The sequence below is a fragment of the Herbaspirillum sp. C7C2 genome, assembly GCF_022627865.1.
In the GTDB taxonomy this organism is placed as follows: domain Bacteria; phylum Pseudomonadota; class Gammaproteobacteria; order Burkholderiales; family Burkholderiaceae_D; genus Herbaspirillum; species Herbaspirillum frisingense.
Genome location: NZ_JABXGI010000007.1, coordinates 67,457 through 84,349 on the forward strand (window position 1 = coordinate 67,457; position 16,893 = coordinate 84,349).

The 16,893-nt window shown below is 61.3% G+C and carries 15 protein-coding genes; 3 read left to right on the plus strand and 12 right to left on the minus strand.

The window, feature by feature from the left end:
* Window positions 1–21 precede the first annotated feature (21 nt).
* The 3 genes from HWE04_RS12210 to HWE04_RS12220 all read left to right on the plus strand — a co-directional run bounded on the left by HWE04_RS12210 (window position 22) and on the right by HWE04_RS12220 (window position 4,894).
* Window positions 22–570 (plus strand): hypothetical protein, encoded by a 549-nt coding sequence (locus HWE04_RS12210; RefSeq protein ID WP_077235669.1) that lies wholly within the window; start codon window positions 22–24, stop codon window positions 568–570.
* 152 nt (window positions 571–722) lie between these two features.
* Window positions 723–3,434, plus strand: a complete 2,712-nt coding sequence (gene acnA / locus HWE04_RS12215) for an aconitate hydratase AcnA (RefSeq protein WP_241812556.1) — start codon at window positions 723–725, stop codon at window positions 3,432–3,434.
* 212 nt (window positions 3,435–3,646) lie between these two features.
* Window positions 3,647–4,894 (plus strand): DUF2863 family protein, encoded by a 1,248-nt coding sequence (locus HWE04_RS12220; RefSeq protein ID WP_182992346.1) that lies wholly within the window; start codon window positions 3,647–3,649, stop codon window positions 4,892–4,894.
* A 236-nt stretch (window positions 4,895–5,130) separates the two neighbouring features.
* On the opposite strand, the gene HWE04_RS12225 is transcribed toward HWE04_RS12220, so the two are convergent.
* The 12 genes from HWE04_RS12225 to rimO all read right to left on the minus strand — a co-directional run bounded on the left by HWE04_RS12225 (window position 5,131) and on the right by rimO (window position 16,850).
* Entirely contained in the window at window positions 5,131–5,637 is a 507-nt protein-coding gene (locus tag HWE04_RS12225; RefSeq protein ID WP_006463271.1) for a chemotaxis protein CheW, read from the minus strand.
* Window positions 5,638–5,655: 18 nt separating this feature from the next.
* On the minus strand, window positions 5,656–7,845 hold the full coding sequence (cheA, locus tag HWE04_RS12230) for a chemotaxis protein CheA (protein ID WP_241812557.1): 2,190 nt from the start codon (window positions 7,843–7,845) through the stop codon (window positions 5,656–5,658).
* A 53-nt stretch (window positions 7,846–7,898) separates the two neighbouring features.
* The gene (locus HWE04_RS12235; RefSeq protein WP_006463269.1) at window positions 7,899–8,264 is read right to left on the minus strand and encodes a response regulator; all 366 of its coding nucleotides are present in this window, start codon (window positions 8,262–8,264) and stop codon (window positions 7,899–7,901) included.
* A gap of 130 nt (window positions 8,265–8,394) precedes the next feature.
* Window positions 8,395–8,949 carry a hypothetical protein gene (locus HWE04_RS12240; protein ID WP_006463268.1) on the minus strand — a complete coding sequence of 185 codons (555 nt, stop codon included), beginning with the start codon at window positions 8,947–8,949 and terminating at the stop codon, window positions 8,395–8,397.
* 72 nt (window positions 8,950–9,021) lie between these two features.
* A complete protein-coding gene (gene motB, locus HWE04_RS12245; RefSeq protein ID WP_077235672.1) occupies window positions 9,022–9,960 on the minus strand; it encodes a flagellar motor protein MotB in 939 nt (312 codons plus the stop codon).
* A 66-nt stretch (window positions 9,961–10,026) separates the two neighbouring features.
* The gene (gene motA, locus HWE04_RS12250; RefSeq protein ID WP_006463266.1) at window positions 10,027–10,887 is read right to left on the minus strand and encodes a flagellar motor stator protein MotA; all 861 of its coding nucleotides are present in this window, start codon (window positions 10,885–10,887) and stop codon (window positions 10,027–10,029) included.
* Window positions 10,888–11,062: 175 nt separating this feature from the next.
* On the minus strand, window positions 11,063–11,857 hold the full coding sequence (locus HWE04_RS12255) for a class I SAM-dependent methyltransferase (protein WP_241812558.1): 795 nt from the start codon (window positions 11,855–11,857) through the stop codon (window positions 11,063–11,065).
* A gap of 103 nt (window positions 11,858–11,960) precedes the next feature.
* Window positions 11,961–12,572: a flagellar transcriptional regulator FlhC gene (flhC, locus tag HWE04_RS12260; protein ID WP_039875244.1), complete on the minus strand. Its 612-nt coding sequence runs from the start codon at window positions 12,570–12,572 to the stop codon at window positions 11,961–11,963.
* Window positions 12,573–12,746: 174 nt separating this feature from the next.
* Complete coding sequence (gene flhD, locus HWE04_RS12265) at window positions 12,747–13,064, minus strand: flagellar transcriptional regulator FlhD (RefSeq protein ID WP_006463263.1); 318 nt, start codon at window positions 13,062–13,064, stop codon at window positions 12,747–12,749.
* Between the two features lie 668 nt (window positions 13,065–13,732).
* On the minus strand, window positions 13,733–14,911 hold the full coding sequence (locus HWE04_RS12270) for a cystathionine beta-lyase (protein WP_241812559.1): 1,179 nt from the start codon (window positions 14,909–14,911) through the stop codon (window positions 13,733–13,735).
* A 134-nt stretch (window positions 14,912–15,045) separates the two neighbouring features.
* Complete coding sequence (locus HWE04_RS12275; protein ID WP_241812628.1) at window positions 15,046–15,456, minus strand: hypothetical protein; 411 nt, start codon at window positions 15,454–15,456, stop codon at window positions 15,046–15,048.
* A gap of 17 nt (window positions 15,457–15,473) precedes the next feature.
* Window positions 15,474–16,850 (minus strand): 30S ribosomal protein S12 methylthiotransferase RimO, encoded by a 1,377-nt coding sequence (gene rimO / locus HWE04_RS12280; protein ID WP_241812560.1) that lies wholly within the window; start codon window positions 16,848–16,850, stop codon window positions 15,474–15,476.
* Window positions 16,851–16,893: the final 43 nt, after the last annotated feature.

A 16,893-nucleotide genomic window follows, 5' to 3' on the forward strand; every position in this document is an offset into this window, starting at 1 on the left:
AGACCGTTTCGATCACCGCACATGAAAAAGCACCTGACCCTGATCGCCCTGCTGGGCGCCCTGTTCGCCACCGCCGGCATCAGCCCTGCACAGGCCGAGACCGCCACCGCCGCCAAGCCCGCTGCCAAGAAGAAGGTGGTCAAGAAGGCGCCGGCCAAGAAGGCCGCAGCCGCTGCCGCCGCCGCTCCGGCTTCCAAGATGCCCTTCTCGTCGGACGCCGAGGATGACGACAGCGAACCCGAACTGGGCGGCACCCTGTCGGCCGACTTCCAGTGCGAAATGGGCCACAAGCTGACCATCTGGAAGAACGAGACCGACGACAAGCACATCGCCATCCGCTGGGACAAGCGCATCCACCGCCTGACCCGTGTGGAAACCACCACCGGCGCCAACCGCTTCGAAAACCGCAAGATGGGCCTGGTCTGGATCGGTATCCCCGCCAAGGGCCTGTTGCTGGACTCCAAGAAGGGTCAGCAGCTGGCCAACGAATGCAAGAACGCCGAGCAGATGAAGGCCGCCGCCGCACCGGCAGCGAACCCCACCGTTGCCGCAGCGCCGCAGCAGAACTGACACGGGAAGCCGCGCTTCCCGGACCAGACCCCAGCCGTACCAGAGAAACAAAGAATCACAGAATCAGGCAGCACCCCGCAGTTCACCATTGCAGCGCAAACCGGATTCGACTAGCTAGCATCACTAAATTGCCAAATTAAGGAGAAGAGGCCATGTCTCGCAACACATTGAACACCCTGAAGGAATTCAAGATTTCCGATTCCAAGAAGGGCAAGTTCTACTCCCTGCCCGCCCTGCAAAAGTCGCTGGGCGTGAATATCTCGCGCCTGCCGGTGTCCATCCGTATCGTGCTGGAATCGGTGCTGCGTAACTGCGATGGCCAGAAGGTCACCGAAGAACACGTCAAGCAACTGGCCAACTGGGGTGCCAAGGCTGCCCGCGTGGATGAGATCCCCTTCGTGGTCGCCCGCGTGGTGCTGCAGGACTTCACCGGCGTGCCGCTGCTGGCCGATCTGGCCGCCATGCGCAATGTCGCCAGCAAGCTGGGCAAGAACCCCAAGAACATCGAACCGCTGGTCCCGGTGGACCTGGTGGTGGACCACTCGGTGCAGATCGACCACTTCCGCGAGAAGAAGGCGCTGGACCTGAACATGAAGCTGGAATTCTCGCGCAACAACGAGCGCTACCAGTTCATGAAGTGGGGCATGCAAGCCTTCGATACCTTCGGCGTGGTGCCCCCGGGCTTCGGCATCGTCCACCAGGTCAACCTGGAGTACCTGGCACGCGGCGTGCACAACAAGACCGGCGTCTACTACCCTGACACCCTGGTCGGCACCGACTCCCACACCACCATGATCAACGGCATCGGCGTGGTCGGCTGGGGCGTGGGCGGCATCGAAGCCGAAGCCGGCATGCTGGGCCAGCCGGTCTATTTCCTGACCCCGGACGTGGTCGGCGTGAACCTGACCGGCGCCCTGCGCGAAGGCGTCACCGCCACCGACCTGGTGCTGACCATCACCGAACTGCTGCGCCAGACCAAGGTCGTGGGCAAGTTCGTCGAATTCTTCGGTGAAGGCACCGAATCGCTGTCGCTGACCGACCGCGCCACCATCGCCAACATGGCTCCGGAATACGGCGCCACCATGGGCTTCTTCCCGGTTGACGATGCCACCATCGACTACTTCAAGGGTACCGGCCGTACCAAGGCCGAGATCGACGCCTTCGAAGCCTACTTCAAGGCCCAGGGCCTGTATGGCGTGCCCAAGGCCGGCCAGATCGACTACACCCAGGAAGTCTCGCTGGACCTGGGTACCGTCGCTCCCTCGCTGGCAGGTCCGAAGCGTCCGCAAGACCGCATCGAGATCGGCAACGTCAAGTCCACCTTCGCCGACCTGTTCACCAAGCCGACTTCCGAGAACGGCTTCAACAAGAAGGCGGAAGACCTCACCGCCACCTACAAGAACGCCGACGGCGTGGATGTGCACAACGGTGACGTGCTGATCGCCGCCATCACCTCCTGCACCAACACCTCCAACCCGAGCGTGCTGCTGGCTGCCGGCCTCCTGGCCAAGAAGGCGGTCGAAGCCGGCCTGAAGGTCGCACCGCACATCAAGACCTCGCTGGCCCCTGGCTCGCGCGTGGTGACCAAGTACCTGGAAGCGGCTGGCCTGTTGCCCTACCTGGAAAAGCTGGGCTTTGGCGTGACCGCCTACGGTTGCACCACTTGCATCGGCAACGCCGGTGACCTGACTGCGGCCATGAACGAAGCCATCGTCAAGAACGACGTCGTGGCTGCCGCCGTGCTGTCGGGCAACCGCAACTTCGAAGCCCGTATCCACCCGAACATCCGCGCCAACTTCCTGGCTTCGCCGCCGCTGGTGGTGGCCTACGCGATCGCCGGCAATGTCACCCGCGACCTGATGACCGAACCGGTCGGCAAGGGCAAGGGTGGCAAGGACATCTACCTGGGCGACATCTGGCCGACCTCGCAAGAGATCGAAAAGCTGCTCAAGTTCGCCATGAACGCCAAGACCTTCAAGGAAAACTACGCCGACGTGAAGGGTGCCCCGGGCAAGCTGTGGGAAGCCATCAAGGGCGTCGCCAAGGGCGAAGTCTACAACTGGCCGACCTCGACCTACATCGCCGAGCCGCCGTTCTTCGAGAACTTCAGCGAAGAGCCCAAGATCGCTGCCGCCGGTATCTCCGGTGCACGCGCCCTGGGCGTGTTCGGCGACTCGATCACCACCGACCACATCTCCCCGGCCGGTTCGATCAAGGAATCCAGCCCGGCCGGCAAGTGGCTGCAAGCCAACGGCGTGCTCAAGGCTGACTTCAACTCCTACGGCTCGCGCCGCGGCAACCACGAGATCATGATGCGCGGCACCTTCGCCAACGTGCGCATCAAGAACCTGATGATCCCGGCCAAGGAAGACGGCTCCCGCGTCGAAGGTGGCATCACCCTGCACCAGCCGACCGGCGAACAGATGTCGATCTATGACGCCGCCATGAAGTACGTGGCCGAAGGCACCCCGACCATGGTGTTCGGTGGCGAAGAGTACGGTACCGGCTCCTCCCGTGACTGGGCCGCCAAGGGCACCCAGCTGCTGGGCGTGAAGGCCGTGATCGCACGTTCCTTCGAACGTATCCACCGTTCCAACCTGGTCGGCATGGGCGTGCTGCCGCTGCAGTTCCTGGGTAGCGACAGCGTGCAGACGCTGGGCATCACTGGTGACGAAACCTTCGACCTGAAGGGCCTGGACGGCGAGATCAAGCCGCAACAGGAAGCCACCCTGGTGATCCACCGCAAGAACGGCGAGACCAAGGAAGTCAAGCTGCTGCTGCGCATCGATACCCCGATCGAAGTGGACTACTACAAGCATGGCGGCATCCTGCCGTTCGTGCTGCGTCAACTGCTGGCAGCCTAAGCAGGACGGGCAGCGCGGCGCCCCCCCGGTGCCGCGCTGCCATGCAGTCTGCACGTTCGCAGAAATGAAAAACGCCGGATTCGTCCGGCGTTTTTCATTTTGCCTTTGCCGCAAGCTGCCCTTTGGAATCGGGTCAGCAGTCTGAAGACGGATACCGCTGCCAAATCATCTACAATAGACGGTTTCGTTTCCACAGATTACAGATAGCCTACATGCGTCGTCCTGCCAAACGTTCCTCCTCCAAGCTCTCTGCCGACAGCCAGCACCTGGTCACCTTTGCGCAAGCCATCGCGCAGGCGTCCAGCCGGCTCGAAGAGCGCGCCTGGCTGAAACCCCTGGACGCCCTGCTCAACAAGCTCCTGCGCGCCGGCAACCAGGGCCTGATCGACACCGCGCTGGACCACCTCTTCAAGGCCGACCTGGACGCCTACGATGTCCTGATCGAGGCCGTCGAGGCCGGCAGCGAAGCCACCACGCTGGAACACGACGGCCAGGACTACGATGTCCAGCTGCTGGTCCTGCCGGTGCTGGCCTGGACCCGCTTCGCCATCGCCTCGGGTCCCATTGCCGGCGACCTGCAGAACGCCATCGCGGCCCACCTGCACGCCCACATCCTGGCCAAGGACGCGCGCCTGGCGCTGGCACCCAGCCTGTTTTCGATCGAGCAGCTGCCGCGCATGCACGCCGACGTATTCGCCCTGACCCGCCAGATGGGCCAGAGCGCACTCAAGAACACCCCGGTGCAGCTGCGCGGCGAACAGCCGCCGACCGCCGCCTTCCTGGCTGATACCCGCTATGCCATCGCCGCCGTGGTACTGCCCGCTGGTGGCGCCCTGTTCCACTGGCAGGAAAGCGAACAGCAGAGCCACTTCTCGGCCAACAAGACCGCTGCCTTCGACGCCTGGACGCAGCAGGTCACGCCGATCTTCACGCGCCTGCTGCCCGGCTGCAATGTCGAGCTGCTGCTGCCGCAAGCCTATTTCTTCGGCTGCCGCGAGGCCGACAAGCATATCCGTCCGGCATCGATCCGCGCCGCGGACTATTTCCTCACGCAGACGCTGGATATCGCCTCCTCCGAGCTGCATGCCAGCATCGGCGGCTTTTCCGAAGACATCAACGGCCAGATCGACGAATACCGCATCGGCTTTTCCATCGGCAACGACCCCACCGTGGTCTACGGTACCGTGTGGCCGCTGTACGAGCAGGAAAGCGGCGAAGACCTGCCCATGATGATCCCCGGCGGTGCCGGCCTGCTGGAAGGACTCCCGGCTAGTCCGCTGCAGCAGATCCTGGCCACCCTGCGCGAATGCGGCATCGTCCAGATCAAGCATCACAGCGAACGTTTCACGATGGAATTCTGCGATGACTGCGGTGCGCCCCTGTTCCCCGATCGCGAGGGTGAACTGGTGCATGCCGAGATGCCGGAAGATACCCCGCCTCCGGTCGAACACTTCCATTGACGCACCATCGGATTGTGCGGCCTGCCGCGTAGTCCGCGGGAGGCGCCGCGCCGTAGCTTGCCTGGCGGCATTGTGAGCGGGCAATAAAAAAGGCATCCACCACGCGGCGGATGCCTTTTTCTCTTCTGTATCGGGCTAGCCTGCCCGCTTTTCCTGCCGTACCGAATGACGAAAAACGTCAGATCCGGACTGCGTCTCCTCCGGATCCCTTAGCTTCCTGACAGACCTGAGGGCGATCAGGCAGCCAGTTTCTCGATCAGGCCCATTTCGGCGCTGGACATCAGCTTGTCGATATCCACCAGGATCAGCATGCGCTGTTCCAGGGTGCCCAGACCGATCAGGTAGTCGGAGTCGAAGGTGGTACCCATTTCCGGGGCCGGCTTGATCTGTTCCTGGGTGAGGGTGATCACGTCGGACACGCTGTCGACCACCATACCCACCACGCGACCACCGATATTGAGGATGATCACCACGGTGAACTGGTCGTAGGTCGGCTCGCCCAGCTGGAACTTGATGCGCATGTCGACGATGGGGACGATGATGCCGCGCAGGTTGACCACGCCCTTGATGAAATCAGGCGAGTTGGCGATACGGGTCACGGCTTCGTAGCCGCGAATTTCCTGAACCTTCAGAATATCGATGCCGTATTCTTCCTTACCCAGGGTGAAGGCAAGAAACTCGTTTCCATTGCTGTCGGTTTTTTCGCCGAAGCCGGAAAGATTCTTGGTTGCAGTGTCAGACATGTTGTGGCCCTTTAAATATCAGGAAAATACAGATTCGTCGTTCAGTTGGCGGCTGGATCGCAGCAAGGCTGCCACATCGACAATCAGGGCGACGCCGCCGTCGCCCAGAATGGTTGCTCCGGAAATGCCGGCGACCTTCCGATAGTTGGATTCCAGATTCTTGACAACGATCTGCTGTTGTCCGATCAGGTCATCCACGAAAAGTGCCGCCTTCTTTCCATCTGACTCCAGAATGACCACCAATCCTTGCGAGGGATCGGTGAAGGAGGGTTCGATGTTGAAAATCTGATAAAGCGGGATCAGGGGCAGGTATTCGCCGCGTACGCGCAGCACCTGGCCCTGACCGGAAATCTCTTTGATATCTTGCGCCAATGGCTGCAAAGATTCAACCACATATCCCAACGGCAATATGTAGACTTCTTCACCAATCCGGATCGACATACCGTCCAGGATGGCCAGCGTCAGCGGCAGCGAGATCGAGATGGTGGTGCCAAAGCCCTTGCTGGAGCGGATATCCACCGCCCCACCCATGGCCAGGATGTTGCGCTTGACCACATCCATGCCCACGCCACGCCCCGACACGTCGGTGACCTGTTCCGCAGTGGAGAAACCGGGCTCGAAGATCAGTTGCCAGACCTCGGCGTCCGACAGGTTGTCGGTGACCGGCATGCCCTGCTGCTTGGCCTTGGCCAGGATCTTGTCGCGGTTCAGGCCACCACCGTCGTCGGTGACCTCAATGATGATGTTGCCGCCCTGATGTTCGGCCGACAGGGATAGCACCCCTGCCTCACTCTTGCCGGCGCTGCGACGGGCATCCGGCAGTTCGATGCCATGGTCGATGCTGTTGCGAACCAGGTGCGTGAGCGGATCGACGATGCGTTCGATCAGGCCCTTGTCCAGTTCGGTCGCGGCGCCATGGGTGACGAATTCGACCTGCTTGCCCAGCTTGTGCGCCAGATCGCGCACCATGCGCGGGAAGCGCGAAAACACGTAGTCCATGGGCATCATGCGGATCGACATCACCGATTCCTGCAGATCCCGGGTATTGCGGCTCAACTGGCTGACGCTGTTGAGCAGGTGCTCATGCTGCATCGGATCCAGCTTGCCGACACGCTGCTCGATCATGGCCTGGGTGATCACCAGTTCGCCAACCAGGTTGATCAGTTGGTCGACCTTTTCGATGCTCACACGGATCGACGAGGATTCCGGTCCCTGGGCGGCGCCCCCCTTGGCGGATTTCTTTTCCGAGGAGGCATGCTCGCCATGCAGATGGGCGTCGTCGTGATGGCCGTTGGCACCATTGGTGCCATGGGCGGCGGCAGCGTGGGCGGAGTCCGGCTCAGGCTTCTTGGCGCTGATGTCCAGCGGCACGAAGGGAGCGAAGAAGCCGTAGCCCTGCTCGCGCTCCTTGTCTTCCACGGTGGTCTGGTTGTCGAAGAAACCGTAGCCCTGGGCGCGTTCGCGCTCTTCCTGGGTCACGAAGTTATCGAAGAAACCATAGCCGCGCTCTTCATCGGCGGTCTTGCCGGGATCGACAGCCTGCGAAATCTTCAGATCGGCCACATTGACGATGAAGGCGCAGATGGCGACCACGTCATCGATCGGTTCGGCCGTATCGAGAATGAAGACCCAGTTTCCTTCGGCAGACTTGGTCTTTTCAATCTTGCCCAGCATGGACAGCTCGTCGGCCAGCGCCTCGGCGTCCTTGTCGGCGATGACCGGCATCTCCAGCCGATAGCGACGGGCGCCGTCGGGCCCCACCATGGCCGCGGCCGCAGCCGGTCCTGCAGCAGCCCTGGGAGTGCTCGCGCTGGTGCTCTTGCCCTGCGACAGGGCTTCCAGCAGCATGCGTACATCACCCACGGCATCCTGATCCACCTCGGCGCCGTGCTTGTGGCCGTCGAGCATCGACTTCAATACATCCTTGGCCGCCAGGAAGGCGTCCACATGTTCCGCGGTCAGGGCCATCTGGCCCTGGCGGATACGGTCCAGCAGCGACTCCAGTACGTGCGTGACCTCGGCGATGTCGGTCAGACCGAAGGTCGACGAGCCGCCCTTGATGGAATGCGCGGCACGGAACACGGCATTGAGGTCCTCCGGATCGGGCGAGGCCACATTGACGGCCAACAACAGCTTTTCCATTTCCGCGAGCCCTTCCTCGGCCTCGTCGAAAAAGACCTGGAAAAACTGGCTCATATCAATGCTCATGCCTGGGCTCCATGCTGGATGCGGTTCGTGTCGTTCTTGTTATCCCGGCAAGATCAGCCGATCACCTTGCGCACTACCTCGGTCAGGCGCTGCGGGTCGAAGGGCTTGACCAGCCAGCCATTGGCTCCGGCCGCCTTGCCCTTGGCCTTCATCTCGTCACTGAACTCGGTGGTCAGCATCAGGATCGGCACCCGCGCATAGCTGGTCAGCTCGCGCAGTGAGCGGATCAGGGTCAGGCCATCCATGCGTGGCATGTTCTGGTCGGTCAGGACCAGGTCGAAGGTATGCGTCTTGGCCTTTTCCAGCGCGTCCACGCCGTCAACCGCTTCGGTCACGTTGTAACCCGCAGCCTTCAGACTGAATACCACCATCTGGCGCAGTGACCCGGAATCATCTACTGCGAGAATCGTTTTGGACATCGTTACTCCCTGTTTCTTCAATAAGGCTCATGCGCATGTGCATTATGCCGCAGCTCCGGCCGCCGACCTATTGCCCTGCGCCCGGCCGGAATGACCTAGTTCAATCTTGACCCACTCAGCCCGCAAAGGCTTAGAACAACTCGATATCGCCGCTTTCCATGCGTGTCTGGCGCACCGCTTTCCACAGCCCGGTATCGAGCACGGTCAGCCGCTCCTCCATCGCCTGCACGGTGCTGGCCAGCAGCTCCCTGAGTTCCTCGTCGGTCTGCCCCTGCTCCGGTACGATCTCGAAACTGTTGGCGCTCAACACCCCCAGCGCTTCACGCAGGCCGATCACGCGCCGCACGATACGCTCCAGCAGCTGGCTGGTCATGTCCTGGAACTGCAGACCGGTGACCGCCGCGTTCACATGGTGGCTGACCTGCGCCTGGGTCGCCTTGAGCTGTTCGATGCTCTCGCTGTCGAACTCGCCCGTGCCATTCATCAGTCCCTCGAGGATGGTCTGCTGGGTCTGCACAGAACGGTGCAGCTCCATGAAACTGGTACCCAGCTTGCCGATGGCTTCGCCCAGAAGGATGTTGGTCTGGACCAGGTCCGACTCCACTTCCGTCAATTGGCGGCTGCCGCCGCTGGCAGTATCGAGCAACAAGCGCTTGAGCTCCTGCAGCATGGTCTTGGTCGGCATATCCAGCTCTCTTCCCCTGTTCAGTTGGAACACTTCTGCTTCAATGGCAAATCCCCGCCCGTCACGCCTGCCTCAGTTCTTGGGCGGCGCGGTCAAACCCTGCTGAATGTCGTCATCGCTGGCGTCGGTGGGCACGTTCAGCGAGCCACTATCCTTCTCGACCAGTTCCTCGGCCTTCTTGTTCATGACGATGATGCTGATGCGACGGTTGATGGGGTTGAACGGATCTTCCTTGTCCAGCAGCACCGCCGAGGACAGGCCCACCACCCGCAGCACCTTGGATTCGTCCATGCCACCGGTGATCAGCTCGCGGCGCGATGCATTGGCGCGGTCGGCCGACAGTTCCCAGTTGCTGTAGCCCTTCTCGCCACGGGAATACGGTGTGGCATCGGTATGCCCGGACAGGCTGATCTTGTTGGGGACATCGTTCAGGGTGCGCCCGATCTCGTGCAGGATTTCCTTCGTATAGGGCTGCAACTGGGCGCTGGCCAGGGCGAACATGGGACGGTTCTTCTCGTCCACGATCTGGATGCGCAGGCCTTCAGAGGTGATGTCGATCAACAGCTGGTTCTTGAACTGCTTCAGCGTCGGATTGGAATCGATGGCCTTTTCCAGGCGCGACTTCAATTGCTCCAGGCGCGAGCGCTCGGCACGCTCCAGTTCCTGCTGGGCCTGCTTGAGGGTCTGCTTGCGGGTGACCACGTCGTTCTCGCCCTTGCGCAACTGGCCGTCCTGGCGGGTCAGGTCCTTGCCGCCGCCCGGCAGCACCGTATTGGCGTCGCCGCTACCGGAGCCGCCGGCCATGGCGACCTTCAGCGGTGTCTTGAAATACTCGGCGATACCGTTCAGGTCGCCCTTGGCAGTCGAACCCAGCAGCCACATCAGCAGGAAGAACGCCATCATCGCGGTCACGAAGTCGGCGTACGCGATCTTCCAGGCGCCGCCGTGGTGACCACCGCCGCCCTTCTTGATCCGCTTAACGATTATGGGACGTAGCCCTTCGTCGGCCATGCCTTACTCCTGCTCAATGCTGATGTCTGTGTGAATCGATGCGCGTACCATCCGCCAACGGCAGGATTACTTGCTCTTGGCCTGCTTGACGTGCTCTTCCAGTTCCAGGAAGGTCGGACGCTCGGTCGAGAACAGGACCTTGCGGCCGAATTCGATCGACAGCGCCGGCGCGTAGCCATTCAGGCTGGCCAGCAGCGTCACCTTCACGCACTGGTAGATCTTGGTCGATTCGTGCAGCTTCTGTTCCAGCAGGCTGGACAGCGGACCCACGAAACCGTAGGCCAGCAGAATACCGAGGAAGGTACCCACCAGCGCGTGCGCAATAAGCATACCCAGCTCGGACGGCGGAATACCCACCGATTCCATGGTGTGCACCACCCCCATCACCGCGGCCACGATACCGAAAGCCGGCATACCGTCACCCAGCTTGGCGATGCAGTGCACCGGAATCTCTCCCTCGTGGTGGTGGGTCTCGATTTCGTTGTCCATCAGGTTTTCGATCTGGAACGCATCCATGTTGCCCGACACCATCAGGCGCAGGTAGTCGGTCATGAACTCGATGAGGTGATGGTCGGCCAGCACGCCGGGGTACTTGCTGAAGATGGGGCTGCTTTCCGGCTCTTCGATGTCGCCTTCGATGGACATCAGGCCTTCCTTGCGAGACTTGGTCAGGATCTCAAACAGCAGCGCCATCAGCTCCATGTACAGCGCCTTGGTGTAGGTCGAGCCCTTGAGGACGGTCGGCAAGGCCTTCATCGTGGCCTTGATCGCCTTGCCGTTGTTACCCACCAGGAACGCGCCACCCGCGGCGCCGCCGATCATCAGCAGTTCAAGTGGCTGAAACAGCGCCCCCAGATGGCCGCCGGACAGGGCAAAGCCGCCGAAGACGGAGCCCATGACAATGACATATCCGATAATGACTAACAAAGTGCCTGCTCCCGTCCCAGTGGCGTTGCATGTATTTTCACGTTCGTCAGATTACAGGTATTCCAATCAAGCAAATGAGGGAATACATATCCGAAAAACGCCCTTCCTTTTCGATTTACGGCTCAATCCGGGCAAACTTGATACGTCGCGTCTCGCATTGCGTCACTTTATGCGCTCACATGCGCCAGCCGTGCAGCACCGGCCCGTCCCCCTCGGGCTGGATCACCAGGTCCGGCGTGGTCCCTGGAATATGGAATTCGTAGCTCAGTAACAGCGTCCCCGGCCGCATTTCGGCCCGGGCCTTGTGCCACAGGGCCAGCATGGCGGCTGGCGAAAGATAGGCGAACACCACGTCATACTCTGCGAAATCGAGCAACAGATAGTCGCCCCGCACGAAGCGGCAGCGATTGCCGGCCAGCGCCGCACGCAGGCGGCTCACCAGCCAGGGCAAGGGCGCGATCTCGATGCCGGTGAATTCACTTTCTGGCCGACGATGCGAAAGATCCAGCACCGCGCCACCCAGGCCGCTGCCGATATCCATGAAGCGGATCGCCCGTCCCTGGGGCAACAAGGCGGCCACCGCATCCCAGGCATTGCGGCCGGAGGGATAGAACGGCACCTGGCTGCGGAAGGTGGACCAGAACAGCACCAGCATGAACAGGAATACCGCCAGGAACAGCCAGGGCGGCAATTGCAGCCGCCCTACCAGCAGCGCCGCCAGCGGGAACACCAGCAGGATCAGCCACCACCACACGGCCATGCGGCGCAGACGTGCCAGCAGCGCGGCAATCGCACCGTGCAGCACGGAGGTTTGCAAGGGAGAGAAGGGAGAAAGACCGGCGCGCTGGCACAGCACGTCGATCACGTTGGCGCCCACCAGGCCCAACACGAACAGCAGCAAGGCCTGGATCGCCGGCGCCTGCAGCAGTGGCCTGCGGCGGGCGCCGGGGTGGTTCTCTAGGTCAGACATCTAGACAATCGGCCTCATTCTTCCTGGCAGAGTAGCGGCGCCACTGTCACGGTCAAGCAGCCGAACCGCGACCGCATCGACAGCGATGGCGCAGCACTGCGGATCAGGCAACGGCCGCCAGCACCGGCTCGGCGACCATTGGGGCGGAGGCTGCCACCGGCAGGGCTTCCACCAGACCCATGACCACCGCATCTTTGGCCTTCTTGGTCTTGCCGGCACGCGAAGGCATGTGGCACAGGCCGCACAGATAGTCCTGATGCAGGTCCAGTCGATGCACCACGAAGTGGCCGCCGCACTTGCAGCAGGGCGTGGTCATGAGCATCTTGCTTTCGAAGAAGCGCACCAGCGTCCAGGCCCGCGTGAGCGAGAGCACCGGCTCGCCGGCATCGCTCTGACCGACCTGTTCTAGATAGAGCTTGTAGGCCTTCATCACGGCTTCGATGCCGCTGATGCGGGCATGCTCCACCAGATAGCGGTGCACGTTGATGAACAGCGACGAATGGATATTGGGCTGCCAGGTGATGAACCAGTCCGTCGAGAATGGCAGCATGCCCTTGGGCGGCGAGACGCCCTTCAATTCCTTGTACAGCTTCAGCAGGCGCTCGCGCGACAGCGAAGTTTCCGATTCCAGCAACTGGAGGCGCGCCCCCAGGTTGATCAGTTCAATGGCCAACTGAATTTCCTGCGCCTCTGTGACAACGCTCTTTTTAGCCATGGTGCTACCCCCCGGTGATTTCGTAGTGACACTGCCTGACCCCTCTCCATGTGCACAAGGCAGATGGACATCAGGCTGCAAATCCAAGACACAAACTTATTAATTGCTACGGTACGTCTTCCCCTCCGGCGCATTGACCCCTGCCCGCGCCGGTCCTGCTCTTGTCTTGTTGTTTTACGAAATTTGTTCGCTGGGCTGACAGGCCATCAGGATGGCCGCATGCGACTGGGCCAGGCTTTTGTCCTTGTTGTAATTGGTGAGCATGCCGAGGATGGCACCATCGTCGAAACGGAAGCGCGTCAACATCATGTTGGTCGCGGCCAGTTTCATGATCTGGGCATTGGACAAACCCTCGATCAGATCGGCAATCTCTGCGCTGATACCCAGCCGGAAGATTGCGGTCGGCTTGTCCTGACGGATCATCTGCTGTGCCAGCATCAGATAGCTCAGGTTGGCATCGCGGATCTCCGCCATCATGTCGTTGGTATTCATTTGCACCCCACCTCGGTAAGAACTCCATACTGCTCTGTGCTGCTCTCGGCTGCATTGAGCTGCTTACAATCGCTTACATTTACTTGACTGCAAGCCAATTCTGAGGGGGGGCGGACAGGCGGGAAATTAGACTTGATCGGTATTTTTCGTCCGAAACAAAACCAGTAGGCTTGTCAGACTTTGTCTTACAAGAAGACCTATTTCGCCTGCAGTTTTGATGCCAGGGAAATGAACAGCCAGAGTCCTTGCGACTTCCGGCGACAATCAGGAATTTCCTGATCAAAAGGTTTCTTGACCGAAATGGCTCAACAAAATTGACACCAAAGCAACAAAATAAATTGTAAATTTTGGCGGTTTTCTTGTGCCATGTTGCTGTGTAACGACTAGCTCAGCCGCATTTCTTCTTCGACTGCCGAGCTAAACTGTAGTTTCCTTCAACACGGGGCCGCAGAAAAATTGCAATGTTTTACGCGGTCTGACATCTTTTGCGCCACTGGACGAGAAAATGCGAAGCGGCCCAGCGGTATGAGGATGCCGTATCAAGAATGACTAGCATTTTATGACCGCCTCCTTCGCACCAAAACGAGAAACAGAGGCAACATTTACCTTTATTCAATTTCTGGACGGCAAACCCGGTGCAGGCACCCCGCGCCGGGTTGGCTCGACGCTTACATGCGTGCCAGGGCCTGTTCGATATCGGCGATCAGATCTTCCGGCGCCTCCAGGCCGATGTTGAAGCGCACCAGCTGCCCTTCTCGCATCCAGTCCCGACGCATGCCCCGCATCCGGTATGGCACGCACAGGCTGTGTGCACCGCCCCAGCTGTAGCCGATCTTGAACAGGCGCAGGCTGTCGACAAAGCGGTCGGTCTGCTCTTCCACGTAGCGCGGATCGAAGATCACCGAGAACAGGCCGCCTGCGCCGGTGAAGTCTCGCTTCCAGTGCGCATGGCCGGGGCAATCCTCGAAGGCCGGGTGCAGCACCGAGACGATCTCCGGACGCTGCTTCAACCACGTCGCCACCTTGCGCGCGGCCGCATCGTGCGCCTCGAAGCGCAGGCGCATCGACGACAGGCTGCGCAGCACCAGATAGACGTCATCCATGCCCACGCCGAACCCCAGGCGCATGTGCGCCAGCTCCAGCTTTTCATTGAGGGCCTGGTCGCGCACCACCACCGCGCCCATCAGCACATCAGAACCACCAGACTGGTACTTGGTGACGGCTTGCATGACGATGTCCACGCCATGCTCGAAGGCCTTGAAGGCCAGGCCGGCGGACCAGGTATTGTCGATCGCCACCAGCACGCCCCTGGCGTGGGCCGCCCGGCACAGCGCCGGAATATCAGGCACTTCCATCGATACCGAACCCGGTGCCTCGGTCCACACCAGACGGGTATTGGGCATGATCAGGTCGGCCAGACCCTCACCAATCATCGGGTCATAGAATCGCGCCGTGATCTGGAAATCACGCTCCAGCCACTGGCCCAGGTCCTTGCTGGGCCCGTAGACGTTGTCCGGCAGGAGCACATCGTCGCCACTCTTGAGGAAGGCAAAGTTGACCATGGCGATGGCGGCCAGCCCGCTGGGCGTAACACGACAGTAATTGCCGCCCTCGATCTCGGCCAGCCGGGCCTCCAGCACGAAACTGGTGGGCGTGCCGTGCAGGCCATAGGTATAGCCCAGCTTTTCGCGCCAGTCGCGCGAGCGCATCGCCTCGACGTTGGGGAATACCACCGTGGAAGCGTGATGGATGCCCACCGGGAAGGCCTCGAAACCGTCAGGGGCGCGATAGCTGCTGTGGATCAGGGAAGTTTGCGGCGTGAGAGAAGTCTCTTTGGGGTCGGACACGATTCTGCCTCTGAAAACGAGACGCGCAGCGAAGGGCTGCGCGCAAAGGCATCACTATACGCGCAGCCTGCCGACACCGAAAGCCGGCGTCAGCAAATCACGCGATCAAGGGTTCGGAGACGATCAGCCCGGCCTCAGGGCAGTTGCAACGCGAATGGCTTGGTGACGGCACCATCGGCACTGGACCAGGTACCGGTGATGGACTGGCCCTGCCGATGCCCTTCCCACTGGCCCGACACATCCTTGCCATTGACTGATTCTTCCATGATGAAATCATCGCCATCGACCTCACCAGCAACCAGGATCTCAGGCGATCCGCCAAAGAAGAAGTAACGCCCTTCCAGGCCGTCCTCGTTCTTCTTCGGTTGCAGCGAAAGCTGGATGTCGCGCCCGTCGATCTGACCACGCAGCACCAGCGCATGGGTCATCAGCAGCTGTTGCAGCGAACCCTCCGGAGCGCTGGCGGCCGGTCCTGGCCTGGCGGCCCAGGTCGATGCCGGCATGAGGACCGAGCAGGACAGCGCCGCCACCAGCAGGCTGCGCATCAGCAAACGCTGCGCCTTCACTCGGCCGCGCCCCACAGGTCGTGAGCATCGGCGGCGGTAATGCGCACGTCCACGAACTGGCCCACTTCCAGCTTGCGATGCGGCTCGAAAGGTGGCTTCACATAGACCACGCCGTCGATTTCCGGCGCATCGGAATAGGTGCGGCCGGTACCGCCGTTGCGGTCCACCTCGTCGATCAGCACGCGCAGCGTCTTGCCGACCTTGGCCTGCAGGCGCTTCTTGGAAATCTCTTCCTGCAATTGCATGACACGGCCGCGACGCTCTTCGCGCACTTCTTCCGGGACCGGATTGGCGATCTCGTTGGCGGTCGCGCCTTCCACCGGCGAATAGGCAAAGCAGCCCAGGCGATCGATCTCGGCTTCCTTGAGGAAGTCCAGCAGGTATTCGAACTCCGCTTCGGTCTCGCCAGGGAAGCCGGCGATGAAGGTGGAACGGATCGTGAGGTCCGGGCACATGGCGCGCCAGGCCTGGATGCGTTCGATGTTCTTTTCGCCGTTGGCCGGGCGCTTCATGCGCTTGAGCACATCCGGATGGGCATGCTGCATCGGCACGTCCAGGTAAGGCAGGATCTTGCCTTCGGCCATCAGCGGGATGATGTGGTCCACGTGCGGATACGGATAGACATAGTGCAGGCGCACCCAGGCACCGTACTGCTGGGCCAGCTCACCCAGCGCACCGACCAGCTGGGTCATGTGGGTCTTGATCGGCTTGCCGTTCCAGAAGCCGGTACGGAACTTCACATCCACACCATAGGCACTGGTGTCTTGCGAGATCACCAGCAACTCCTTGACGCCCGCCTTGAACAGGTTCTCGGCCTCCAGCATCACGTCGGCGATGGGACGCGAGACCAGGTCCCCGCGCATGGAAGGAATGATGCAGAAGCTGCAGCGGTGGTTGCAGCCTTCGGAAATCTTCAGGTAGGCGAAATGCTTGGGCGTGAGCTTGACGCCCTGCGGCGGCACCAGGTCGATGAAGGGGGCATGGGGCTTGGGCAGGTGCTTGTGTACCGCCTGCATCACCTCGCCCACCGCGTGCGGACCGGTCACTTCCAAGACCTTGGGGTGAATCTTCTGGATGATGTCGTCGCCCTCGGCGTCCTTCTTGGCGCCCAGGCAGCCGGTGACGATCACCTTGCCGTTTTCGCTCAATGCCTCGCCGATGGCATCCAGCGACTCCTGCACGGCAGCATCGATGAAACCGCAGGTATTGACGATCACCAGATCGGCGCCGTCGTAGGACTTGGCGGTGTCATAGCCTTCGGCCCGCAACTGGGTCAGGATCTGTTCGGAATCGACCAGTGCCTTGGGGCAGCCGAGGGAGACGAAACCGACCTTGGGCAGGGCCGGGCTGGCGGGAGAAGATGGGTTGGACATGGCAGATGGCTCAGTGAGACGGGCCGCAAGCGGCCGAAAATAC